At 52.9% G+C, this 12,130-nt stretch carries 11 protein-coding genes; 5 read left to right on the top strand and 6 right to left on the bottom strand.

What is annotated here, in order from left to right; translation table 11 throughout:
- The first annotated feature begins 15 nt into the window (after window positions 1–15).
- Window positions 16–792: a TIGR01457 family HAD-type hydrolase gene (locus G6R38_RS15180; RefSeq protein WP_166827287.1), complete on the top strand. Its 777-nt coding sequence runs from the start codon at window positions 16–18 to the stop codon at window positions 790–792.
- Between the two features lie 108 nt (window positions 793–900).
- On the opposite strand, the gene G6R38_RS15185 is transcribed toward G6R38_RS15180, so the two are convergent.
- The 4 genes from G6R38_RS15185 to G6R38_RS15200 all read right to left on the bottom strand — a co-directional run bounded on the left by G6R38_RS15185 (window position 901) and on the right by G6R38_RS15200 (window position 4,595).
- Window positions 901–1,563 (bottom strand): hypothetical protein, encoded by a 663-nt coding sequence (locus tag G6R38_RS15185; RefSeq protein WP_166827290.1) that lies wholly within the window; start codon window positions 1,561–1,563, stop codon window positions 901–903.
- 267 nt (window positions 1,564–1,830) lie between these two features.
- Window positions 1,831–3,093 (bottom strand): hypothetical protein, encoded by a 1,263-nt coding sequence (locus G6R38_RS15190; protein ID WP_166827293.1) that lies wholly within the window; start codon window positions 3,091–3,093, stop codon window positions 1,831–1,833.
- A 790-nt stretch (window positions 3,094–3,883) separates the two neighbouring features.
- Entirely contained in the window at window positions 3,884–4,147 is a 264-nt protein-coding gene (locus G6R38_RS15195) for a hypothetical protein (protein WP_166827296.1), read from the bottom strand.
- 151 nt (window positions 4,148–4,298) lie between these two features.
- Window positions 4,299–4,595: an RNA recognition motif domain-containing protein gene (locus G6R38_RS15200; protein ID WP_166827299.1), complete on the bottom strand. Its 297-nt coding sequence runs from the start codon at window positions 4,593–4,595 to the stop codon at window positions 4,299–4,301.
- A 482-nt stretch (window positions 4,596–5,077) separates the two neighbouring features.
- On the opposite strand from G6R38_RS15200, the gene G6R38_RS15205 reads away from it, so the two are divergent.
- Window positions 5,078–5,290 (top strand): hypothetical protein, encoded by a 213-nt coding sequence (locus tag G6R38_RS15205; protein WP_166827301.1) that lies wholly within the window; start codon window positions 5,078–5,080, stop codon window positions 5,288–5,290.
- Window positions 5,291–5,432: 142 nt separating this feature from the next.
- Window positions 5,433–5,981: an REP-associated tyrosine transposase gene (locus G6R38_RS15210; RefSeq protein ID WP_166827304.1), complete on the top strand. Its 549-nt coding sequence runs from the start codon at window positions 5,433–5,435 to the stop codon at window positions 5,979–5,981.
- A 111-nt stretch (window positions 5,982–6,092) separates the two neighbouring features.
- On the opposite strand, the gene G6R38_RS15215 is transcribed toward G6R38_RS15210, so the two are convergent.
- Complete coding sequence (locus G6R38_RS15215) at window positions 6,093–6,773, bottom strand: hypothetical protein (RefSeq protein WP_166827307.1); 681 nt, start codon at window positions 6,771–6,773, stop codon at window positions 6,093–6,095.
- Window positions 6,774–7,139: 366 nt separating this feature from the next.
- A complete protein-coding gene (locus G6R38_RS15220; RefSeq protein ID WP_166827310.1) occupies window positions 7,140–10,130 on the bottom strand; it encodes a vitamin B12-dependent ribonucleotide reductase in 2,991 nt (996 codons plus the stop codon).
- Window positions 10,131–10,806: 676 nt separating this feature from the next.
- Here G6R38_RS15220 and G6R38_RS15225 point away from each other — a divergent pair.
- Together G6R38_RS15225 and G6R38_RS15230 are read left to right on the top strand one after the other, a co-directional pair.
- Window positions 10,807–11,406 (top strand): hypothetical protein, encoded by a 600-nt coding sequence (locus G6R38_RS15225; RefSeq protein ID WP_166827313.1) that lies wholly within the window; start codon window positions 10,807–10,809, stop codon window positions 11,404–11,406.
- Window positions 11,403–12,128, top strand: coding sequence for a hypothetical protein (locus tag G6R38_RS15230; RefSeq protein WP_166827316.1), 726 nt, complete (start codon window positions 11,403–11,405; stop codon window positions 12,126–12,128). The genes G6R38_RS15225 and G6R38_RS15230 overlap by 4 nt, the downstream gene beginning before the upstream one ends.
- Window positions 12,129–12,130: the final 2 nt, after the last annotated feature.

Below are 12,130 nucleotides of genomic sequence, written 5' to 3' on the forward strand. Positions count from 1 at the left end.
TGAGGAAAATTTTTGATGGCCGAAGGCTATTTGATCGACATGGATGGAGTGATCTACCGAGGGAGTCAATTGATCCCTGGGGCAGACCGATTCATCAATCATCTGCTCGACAACGATATCCCATTCCTATTTCTGACAAACAACAGTCAGCGAACGCGAAGGGATGTCGCCAAGAAATTAGATCGGATGGGGATCACGGTTCCGGAATCGCACGTCTACACCTGTGCGATGGCGACCGCTCGATTCCTCGCCCAACAGAAACCGCATGGGACGGCGTATGTCATTGGGGAAGGGGGGTTGCTACAAGCATTACACCTCAACGGTTACGCGATCGTCGATCACGACCCCGACTATGTTGTGGTCGGTGAGGGTCGCTCGTTCAATTTTGAAATGCTTGAAACCGCAGTCAAAATGATCTCTCGCGGTGCCAAATTAATCGCGACGAACATGGATCCCAACTGCCCGACACAAGATGGACTCCGCCCGGGATGTGGTGCGATCGTGGCCACCTTGGAGGCCGCAACAGGGCGGAAGGCCTTTAGCGTGGGCAAACCAAGTCCCATCATGATGCGGGCCGCTCAAACCGAATTGGGTCTTGAGGCCCACGAAACCATCATGATCGGCGATACGATGGAAACGGATATTCTCGGCGGAATCCAAGTTGGATATCGCACTGTCCTCGTTCTCAGTGGTGGAACCGCGGAAGAGGACCTGGTCAACTTTACCTACCGACCGGATGAAATCATCGAATCGGTCAACGATTTGGTCGACAACGCACTCTGTGTGGTCTGAGAACGTCAGCCGACAACGTTGAGCATTGACGAGTTGCAGTTGCTTCGCGAGAACAACTGCAACTCGTTTCTTGATATCTGCGACCGGTAGCCCAATCAGTCGCAAACACTAGTTCGAGTACGTCAGCACTTGGCGAATGGGACGTTTGATGAGTTGATAGATCATCGAAAACAGAACCAGGGCAGCGACTCCTCCCACGACGACCGAAGACCACACCGGCCCGATTTTGTAGCCGATGGTGTTAAGGAGTTGCTTCATCCCGGACCGACGCCCGGTGGCTTCGTATTCCGGTTCGCAAATCGTGGTGAACCAAATCCCAAAACCGCCAATGACCGCGATAACGGCCAAGACGAACAACGGCGACTGCATGACCGACCACGCGTCCGCTTCTTCTTCGCTTTCGGTGCCGCCAAGATGTTCCTTGATTGCCTCGAAAATCAAAGCCTGTTCTTTTCCCTCAGGAACTTTGATTTTTTGTTGGCTCTGATCGTACAGAGACAACTGCCTCAGCTCTTCCGCATAGGTGGCCTTCGAAATCTCACCTGCGGGCAAATGCAATGCTTTGGGCTGCGATTGCAACAAATCCGCCGCCTCATTCGGTGAGCTTTCCGCAGCAACGACGATTTTCTGCCACTCTTTGTAGTCTTTCATCTTGCGTACCAACGTGATTCCCGCTGGTGAAACGTAAGCCATATGATACTTCTTGTCGTCGCCGATTCCTTCTTCCCAAGAAACGAATGTTCCAGACGTTGAGCGCATTGTGTCGGCCATTGAATTGAGTCTCCGATCGATAATGGAAGGGAGATTCACAATCTCACAACCCGCCGACACTTTCAACACTATTTTGAGATGCCAGCGGATCGAAGATGGGATTCACCAGATCAGGGGCAGAATTCACTGAATCATGCACGACTTGGTTGAATACCCAATGAATGCTCACCCCAGGAACAAATATACAGTTGAGACCGCACTCACTACTTCCATCCTGCGTGAGATGTCTATCGTGGTCCACCACTACCATCCTTCACATCACAGCCCCTATGTCTTCCAAAACCATGACTGATTCGGGACGGAATACTTGACACCCATTTCCGGAGTGGCGACCTTCGTTTGGCCCGCATGCAATGACTTCACGCCGGCAATGACCATTCCTGACGTGAGCAAAGTCCGTTCGATTGGGTAGCTTGTTCGCCCCTCAAGAACAAGATCTTCAATCTGACGAGTCAGCGGATTAAAAAAGTCTGCCGTCGTCGAACCACGGTTCGGCATGGGAAGATACATCTGACAGGAAAAGACTTTGTTTTGATCCTTGATATAACCCGCATAGGTAAAGTCGCGAATCTCCGGTGTCAGTAGAATCGTCGTCCGGAAACCATCGCGATGTTCAATGAGATAGCCGAGTGACTCCGGCTGATTTTTCTTAAACCACTCATAAGTCAACTTACCATTGGGGAAGCCACCTTCAACCGGCAAGTTATGACTACGAGCCAACGCAGATACTAGCAATTCCCGCGTTAACTTCCGATCGGACTGTTCAAGCATTTTCCAAAGGTTTTTGCCACGTACCGCATGTACGCTTTGAATCCCAACTTCACCGCCGCGACGTCGCTCAGACATACACTGTGCCGTCTCCAATGCATGAAAGTCGTAGCTATCGACAAGGCCATAAGCAATAGAAACACTCTCGGTTAGGTCGGCGTTCCATGGCATTTCCACAGCGGGGAACCGGCGAGTGACGGGCAACGACGATCCTGCAAGGAATGGGAAATCAAGCCGACGGCTATCGTCGACCATCTCGACACATTCCTCCCACGAAGTCGAAAGATGCTTGTCATTAAAGACAGGCACTGATCGCTGAGACTTCTCAAAGACCTTTACGATGTCCTTAAACCAGTCATAACGTGGGTAACGAGTTTGCTTGAGTTTTGTGAGCGGATAGTCACCGTGCTCACCGATCAACACAACGCCATCAACGGCGAGTGTCCCGGTCCCAAGCGTCAACGCATCTTCGACTGACGAAAACGACTTCAGTCCATACTTCTGAATCCGACTCTTGCCTAAGTCGTCACTTGGAAATTGATCAATATAGACACTCGCAATCTCAACACGAGGGTCCTGCCAACGCCCATCCCAGGTGTACCCCAACGACAATCGATCGAGAAAGTGTTGAGCATGGGAATGCTTCTTGACAACAGTTCCTAAGAATGCAATTCGTGGCTTCTTCTTTTCCGCAGCGAAAGCCGACCACATCGGCGTCATGCATCCACCAGCCACAGACATCAAAAAACGGCGACGGTTCATCAAGCAGTCCTCTTTCCCGAATCAAAATCTCAAGAAGTCGAGCGAGCGATCCCACCGACTAGCATAAACAGATTCTTATCGGAATACGACGCTACTCAACGGAATTGGATCAACCGGTTGGAAGTGGTTGCTCAATGGTCACCAACATTCAAACCAATGTGATGACACACGCAGGAATGTCGGTGAACGACTAGGCCACTCAGCCAGAACACCGGGACATAAATTCACGCACTCCTCGTCGATACTTTCGATTCGCTAGATGATCTTCAGAGTACGTGGAATGAGTCGACATACTCCCTTGCCGATGAACCTTGCCATTCTCAGCCCACGACGTTTGCGACGATCGCGATCTTTAGATATGGATCGAGCGAATCATCCGGTCCGACGAAACCGCTCACATCCGAACCACACTCTGAAATGGACCAAGCTCAAGAAGCCGTTCAGCAAGCCGAGTCGGATCATCAACAGTCGAACTAACGCATGCTGAAATTTCGGGTAGCTTTTCTGGACAGGGACTTGCAAGCGAGTACGCATTAGCAACCGCTAGACAAATCTAGATAGTGTCTAGCGTTTTCTGCATGGAACCAATAAAAAAGACCGCTTTCCAGACTGGATAGCTGGAGGCGGTCTGTTGTGTTCTAGTCTGGTCCAATAATCGAACATCATCGTCAACATGAGTCGACAACGATATTTCATCGATTCAGGCTATTCAAATATGGCCTCGTGGAGCGTCCCCCAGCATCAAGTGCCAAGTAGAGTCTTAGTTGCCATGCTAGAAACGGTTCCGATACTAGTTTGGCTTCAACTGCAATCGTGGTCCGTTGTTGGTATCGTGGGCATCGAGTGTACGGGATGCCAAGACGCGGTTTGCGTTGCGACCAAGGACGAGGACAACCTTGCCATCGTGCGAAAATGTTGTATCGCCAGGTCGAGGGCGGGACGGACGGAGTTTCAATCGACGAGAACGCCGAACGATCCGGACAACACATCCTTCGTCTGCAGACTGAAGATAGCCCTGAAGACGTTCGCCTGCGGCTTGAGTGATTGTCAGCATGAAATCAACCTTCGAACTGATGAAATCGAAATTGGAAAGCGACGGCCCGACGTGAAAAAACCGCCGCAACAGCGAATCTGTGCGGCGGTTGCTTGTTGATCATTGGGCGAACAGACCGAGCGGTCGATACTCCCGGTCTATCCCAAAAGACCTAGTAGCGACGCTTGCCGCCTCCACCGCCGTATCCACCACCGCCACTTCGGCGTTCACGGGGTCGAGCTTCGTTGACAGTCAGTGAGCGACCACCCACTTCGGTACCGTTCAATCCATCGATCGCTGCGTCGCCGCCATCGGCCATTTCCACGAAACCAAAGCCGCGTGAACGACCGGTTTCCCGATCCATCACGACTTGAGCGGACGTCACGGTCCCGTAGGACTCAAACGTGTCGCGTAGGCCGTCCGACGTGGTGTCGAACGAGAGGTTTCCAACGTACAAATTCTTGCTCATACTAATCCCTTGCGAGCCTGCTTAGTGATCTTAAAGTCCAGGCCCATCCCAAAAAAATCCAGCACCATCCCATGATGGAGTGGAAAGGTCCATAACTCTCACGGCTCAACGCGTTCGCGACCAATCGGCTTCGACAAGACGGACCGAGACCCCAAAATTGGAGGTCAACATGCCAGAGATGCAAGGAGCAGACGAGCACACTCGTGCTAAAAATTCACTGGCTCGTCAATTGAGAGGTTGCCGGGCTTGATTCCAAGGCAGCAACACAAGAAGAGAAAAGCAAAGTGATACCGTGTGGTTGTGAGGTCGAAAGAAGTTTTCTTTTCATTCGACTGGAAGGTAAGTATATCACCATTGTTCAGAAAAGATAGATCAATTCTGAGAATTGTCAGAATAGTGGCCACTCACCCACCTTGTCACACCAACACCACCGCGACCATCGCCTTCGCGAACCGACTTACAATGGGACGAGTTTCCATGGTATGATTCGCCCCGATTCGGGCGGCCAAGTCTTCCGCGCGACACCTCTTGCACTCCCAATCACGGAGCTGATTATCGCAAACAACAAACGACAGATGACGATGGCAAAACGTCAACGGGAACAAGACAAGAAGAGAAAAGCCGACGAAAAACGTAGGCGGCGAGAACTCCGAAAGGAAGCCGCTGAAGATGTCCCGCAACGCCCGGAAACGTAACCTCTCATCGAACCAACATACGAAAAGCCCTCATTTCCATGAGGGCTCATTTTATGCGCGTTCGTCAACGATCGACTTTGCCTAGCCGTTTAACAGTGTGTAGGCTGGGACAAGTCCCAGCATTCCAGTAGACTCGATGCCCATGAGACAGTATCGTCGAAATTGTGATGGCTCAGTCTTTTTCTTCACTCTAGTCACACATGAACGACGACCAATTCTGACAACGGAACTCGGTCGATGTTCCCTTCGTCAGGCGATCCAAACGGTTCGTGACAACCACCCATTCTCGATTCGATCAATCGTCTTGCTTCCAGATCATTTGCACGCCGTGCTGGAACTTCCCAAAGATGATTCGGACTACTCCAAACGCTGGCGTCTCATTAAGGCCAAGTTTACACGCTTGTGGCGAGAAAGCGGAAGCACGGAGGGAGAAATCACAACAAGCCGTGATCGCAAAGGTGAACGCGGCTTATGGCAGAGACGATTCTACGAACACACCTGCCGCGATGAAGCCGACTTGAAGCGATGTGTCGACTATTGCCACGTCAATCCGCTCAAGCATGGATTGGTCGAACGGGTCGTGGATTGGCCGTGGTCCTCATTTCATCGCTACGTCCGCCAAGGCGAATACCCACCCGATTGGGCCAGTTCCGCCAATTGGTACGGCGACGAATTCAAGCACGCCGAATAAGAACAAAGTCGGCCATCCTCGTAGGCTGGGTTAGCAAAGCGTAACCCAGCATTTGGCGCGGTATTGGTACATTGAAAAGCTGGGACTCGTCCCAGCCTACGTTACTGATTGCTAGAGGTTGTACGGGATGGTCGCGTTCTCTTCTCCATGTGAAAGCCATATATCGGCGCCGTGCCAATTGGGGAAAGGCATTGCAATACAATGAACTTTGTGTTCTCGAACGAATAGAAAATGCTTTGGACGATAGGAGTATCTAGTTTTCAATTCTTCATGCACATTCACGTCTGGAAAAACGACGAGCCGTAATCTGAGTCCTCCAAGTGTGATTGTCACCCCCGACACGATGTTTGCTGATGCATGTAGTTGAACAGAGGTTGCCGATTCAGTGCGAAAGCAAGAGCCGTCCGGCGACCCACCAAATGTTGGCATATATAACCCAAGCGGTGATGTGTAGTCACTGTAGAAAAGATTTCCAATATAGGGTGGAAGCTCGAATTCAGGCGGGCAGATGTTAGTCTGCTTTGATTTATAGACCATAATCATGGTCTTGAGCATCCAACGCTCGATATCCATTCCACTAAAAAAGTATAGTTGTTGCGAAGGCATATCTTCGCATAAGGAGTTATGGATAGTTGTAAAAGCACGGAAGAAACGTGCTGCAGCAGAATCGATTGGAGACAACGCCGTATTGTGTCGACGGCAAAGCGCCTTTGTCGTGAGCGAGCTACTTCCAAGTGAAAGTTGAGCCGAAAAGTTTGGAGATTCAAATTGAATCTTTCGGTCATCAAGCACTTTGAGAACCGCACGGGAGATGATGTGATCTCCTGAGATTTTTTTGCAACAGTCTCCTGTCCATCGGAATACACATTTTCGATTGGAGTGATGTGTTGTTGGTCGTGGTGGCGTCAGGTTTGCTGGCCTCAGTTGCACATTTCCATCACGCAGGCAGCACGCTCCAAACTTCTTTCCGCTGCCACAGCCACATGGCGAGTCAGGTGGATATACTAGTTCGAATTTTGGAGGCGTAACTGCCATAAGGTATTGTCACAAATGCAACGGTATTAGCGAGTAGGCTGGGTTAGCGGAGCGTAACCCAGCTTTTTGTTGCGTGTTGATACCTCGAAGAGCTGGGACTTGTCCCAGCCTACCGTTCTACGACTAACTACAGCCCATTGAGTTCCCGCAGTTATGGCATAGGTAACAATTCCCGTTACGGACTGTAATGGCTCCGCAGTTGTCGCAGGTGGGGGCGTCGGATTGGAAGCGGGCGAATTGTTCGCTGCGGTTGTTGTCCGGGGCGGCTAGGCTTTCCCGTTCAATCGTGAGCGTGGCGGTGGGTTCGGGTTTGGGGCCGTGTCCGTTGCCATTGCCGTTCCCATTTCCATTCCCGTTGGACTTAGTCGGTTTGCGACCGGTGAGTTCCCGGTTGATCGCCTTCTCGATGTAGTTCTGAACGGCGGCGGGGGTGTCGGGGACATCGTCGGCCGCAACATCGCGGTTAGGTGTGTTCGCTTCGCGGTAGCCGGCGAGGAATTGAATGCCCATCCAACGGTAGATGTAGTCCACCACGCTTTTCGCCTGGGGGATGTCCGGGTTGCCGGTCCAGCCGGACGGCTCGAACCGCATGTGCGTGAACTTGTTGATCAGCACTTCCAACGGCACACCATATTGCAACGCCATGCTGGTGAGCGTGCCGATGGTGTCCATCAAACCGCCGATGGTGGAACCTTCCTTCGCCATCGTGACGAACAACTCGCCCGGTGCACCGTCTTCGAACAGACCAACGGTGATGTACCCTTCGTGTCCGCCCACGCTGAACTTGTGCGTGATGCTCTGACGAGTCGAAGGCAACCGACGCCGCACAATCTTGCGAGCCGATTCGTAATCGACCGGAGTCGGTTCGGCGGGTTTGGCTTCCTCCGCTTTTTTGCCTTCCTTCTTCTTCGTGTTGAGCGGTTGAGATTGCTTGGAACCGTCGCGGTAAATGGCGAGGGCTTTGAGTCCCATCTTCCAACCAGCGGTGTAAGCCTCTTCGATGTCTTCGACGGTCGAATCGGCAGGCATGTTGACGGTCTTCGAGATGGCTCCCGAGAGGAACGGTTGAGCGGCCGCCATCATCGTGACGTGAGCGAGCCACTGAATGCTGCGAGTGCCATTCGCTGGTTTGAAAGCACAATCGAAGACGGGCAGATGCTCTTCTTTGAGATCGGCAGCACCTTCGATGGTGTCGTTCTCGTCGATGTGGGCCACAATGCGATCGATAGCGGCTTGGCTGTAACCCAAGTTCGACAACGCCATCGGCACGGTGCGGTTGACGATTTTCATCATCCCACCACCGGCGAGCTGCTTGTACTTGACGAGAGCGATATCCGGCTCGATACCGGTGGTGTCGCAATCCATCATGAACGCGATGGTGCCGGTCGGTGCAAGTACCGTCGCTTGAGCGTTGCGATAGCCGTACTTCTCACCACTGCTGACCACGGCATCCCAGACGCTTTTGGCGGCATCGCGGAGGTAATCGGGACAGGAGGAGTGAATGTCGTTGACGGCATCGCGGTGCATCCGCATGACATCGAGGAACGGTTCGGCGTTGCGTTCGTAGTCTTCGAACGGCCCCATGTGCCCAGCGATTTCGCTGCTGGTGAGGTACGCTTGGCCGTTGAGCAGGGCGGTGAGGGCACCACACAGACCGCGACCTTCATCGCTGTCGTAAGCGTAGCCCATCGACATGATCAAGCTGCCGAGGTTCGCGTAACCCAAGCCGAGCGGTCGGTAGATGTGGCTGTTCTTGGCGATCTCAGCCGTCGGGTAACTGGCATGATCGACGAGAATTTCCTGAGCGGTAATGAAGATCGCACAGGCACGGCGGAACCGTTCGACATCGAACGTGCCGTCTTCTTTGACGCACTTCTTGAGGTTGATGCTTGCCAGATTGCAGGCGGAATCGTCGAGGAACATGTATTCGCTACACGGATTCGACGAGTTGATCGGAGCGGTGTTCTTACACGTATGCCACTTTTGAATCGTGTCTTCGTACTGGACGCCCGGGTCACCACAGTACCACGTGCCCGAAGCGATTTCGTGCATCAGGTAAGAGGCGTCGTATTCCGGGCCGTCGACGCTGGGGTCCGTCACCCACCGCGTCGTCCATTTGCCGCCGGCTTCCAACGTCATCATGAAGCGATCACTGAGACGCACGGAGAAGTTGGAGTTCTGGAACATGATCGAACCGTACGCTTCACCGTTGAAGCTGGAATCGTATTCGCCGGAGTCGATCAGCGTGCGGGCTTTGTTCTCTTCGTTGGTCTTGGCTTGGATGAATTCCAGAACATCGGGGTGCCAATCCTTGAGGGTTTCCATCTTGGCGGCACGACGGGTCTTCCCACCGCTTTTGACGACCGCACCGATTTGGTCGTAAACCCGCATGAAGGACAGCGGACCGGATGGCTTCCCACCGCCGGAGAGTTTCTCGCGGCTGGAGCGGATCGTGCTGTTGTCCGTTCCCGTACCAGAACCGAACTTGAACAGCATCCCCTCGGCGCGTGCTCGATCGAGAATGGAGTCCATGTTGTCGTCAACGGATTGAATGAAACACGCCGACCCTTGCGGGTATTCATACGACGACGGTGCCCGCTCAACTTGCTTGGTCTGCTTATTGAAGTAGTAGTTGCCAATGCTGCCTTTGATGCCGTACTCGTGAAACAGACCGACATTGAACCACACCGGTGAGTTGAACGCCCCGTGCTGATGAACGCACAACCAGGCAAGTTCTTTGTAGAAGTTCTCGGCGTCGGCATCAGATGCGAAATAGCCGTCGGCTTTCCCCCAGTCGGCGATAGTGCGTGCGACCCGGTGAACGACCTGTCGGACGCTGGTTTCCCGTTCTTCGGTGCCAGGTTCACCGTAGAAATATTTGCTGACCACCACATTGGTCGCGAGCGGCGACCACGACTTGGGGACCTCACAGTCAGTTTGTTCAAAGATCAGATCGCCGTTTTCGTCTTTGATCTGAGCGGTTCGGTGGGTCCATTCGACGGTATCAAACGGATCAGCACCTTCAGGGCAGAAATATGGTTCAACACGTTGGGCAGTCGTTTGAGAAGCGGTGGATTCAGCAGAGGAAATGGGGGAATCCGACTGAAATTGCATGAGAGGTCCTTCAGTGCAATAAATCAAAGAGGGTGAACGGCGATTGTGAAGAAATTGCGAATCCGTCAGCGACTCGATCGTAGCGGGTCGAGACGTCGGTCTCCGTTCCAAACGTATTGCAGCGTGTGATGCATTCACATTCCATTAACAATCTCTCAGTAGATTGTCCAGCGGAATGGACCACAATCGGTGGGTGGAGTTATCAACAAGATACCCACATATTGTGGGCATCCATCCTCTCAGATCTCGATCAATCTTTCAACATAATCATGAAGAATCTTCACAAAGATTGGTCGGTTCCGAGGGCCCACCGGGAGGGAAACAATGCTCAAAGCCAAGACTCCGGAGCACTTACATTCTTTCGACCGGCGGAATTTTTTTTGGCGAATCGCGAGCTTGAACTGCCACACAGATTAAACATACGTACCGCAATCTATCCACAATTGAATTTGGTGTCAAAAAGAATCGACCAAATGTGCGGAGATCTATGGTCTGGACGCGGAAAATTCTGCGACAACAACAAAGCCAAATGCATAATCCGACACCCAACACAAGCACAGTCCCGGGTGTTTCCATCGGACAATTGCACTTTCTGCTGTCCAAAACACCCCTAGAGTTGCAACGCTGTGCCATTTGGGTAGACTGCATCTGCCACACGACTTGCAAGGGGATTTTGATGGACTCACTCCGATTGCCGATGAACCCCACGTTGCGACACGCCGCGCGTTTGCCGTCCAGAACGGAGCAGTGGGCAACGATGGCCGACTACGTCATGCTTGTCGGTTTTGGCGTCTTTGCTGCGACGTTCACGATTCTGGCAGACTTCAGCCTGAAGCTGCCTGGCCACGCGATCTTGCGAGTTGCGTTGCCGTTCGCCTGCGGATTGGCTCTTGTCCCGCGACATGGAGCCGGGTCCATTATGGGATTGGGAGCACTTTTGGGAGCAGGGGCATGGATCGGCATCGGTCATCGTGAACTCGGTCCAGGAGCGACAACAAGCCTGCTGCTCACCGGCCCAATACTGGACTTGATGCTCCGACGTACGAAACCGAACCAATCGTTGTATTGGCGAATGGCCATGGCCGGTCTGCTGGCCAACGCGGGAGCGTTTTTCGTTCGAGGCGCGGTGAAGTGGGTGGAATCTCCGGGAGCGGGCAAACCGATCTTCGCTATCTGGAGTGGCAAAGCTCTGGTCACTTATAGTCTCTGCGGTTTGATTGCGGGGTTGATCAGTGCATTTCTGGTGTTTCGTTGGCGCTCGGATTCGTCCTCATGACGGACACACTGTTCCTGGTTGGTCTGGATGACACCGACACGTTGACCTCGCCCGGTACAAATCGGTTGGCCAAAGAAATCGTTGACGAACTCTCCGACCGGTTCACTTGCGAGATGATTCTTCGACATCAACTCCTCGACGACCCTCGAGTTCCCTACACGAGCAAGAACGGTTCCGCCTCAATTTGGTTGCGTGCGTGCCCGCATGTTGAATCATCGCCGGAAGCTCTCCGAGATGAACTCCAAGACCGTATGCGGCACGGTCTGCAAACACGCTTCGTCACCGGCAGCGACCCCGGCTTGGTGGTGACCACACGTGTTCCGCCAGCCGTCGTTGAATTTGGAAAACGCTGTCAAAGAGAGGTCGTTCGTCAACCCGATGCACGCGAACTCGCCAACGAGTGCGGTTTGATGCTCGAAGGGTTGGGTGGAACGGAAGACGGCGTAATTGGGGCGCTAGCTGCAATCGGACTCGCCGCGACTCGGTCGGATGGGCGAATTGTCCGGCTGGGAGACCGTCGCGACGAAATCAACGGTCCCCATGCGGTCACAGAACTCCACAATCGCGGCGTAGTCGTTCGCGAAATGTCGAACCAGCGAATCGTCAACAGCGGTACAGTCGAAGTCGGCAAGAAGTTGCGAGCAAATCTTCGTGATGGTCAACCGACTCTGTTTGTTGAGTCGAACGATTCAGAACACTGGCAAGCGTTGAAGCTGCCTTGAAA

This window comes from Thalassoroseus pseudoceratinae (assembly GCF_011634775.1).
In the GTDB taxonomy this organism is placed as follows: Bacteria; Planctomycetota; Planctomycetia; order Planctomycetales; family Planctomycetaceae; genus Thalassoroseus; species Thalassoroseus pseudoceratinae.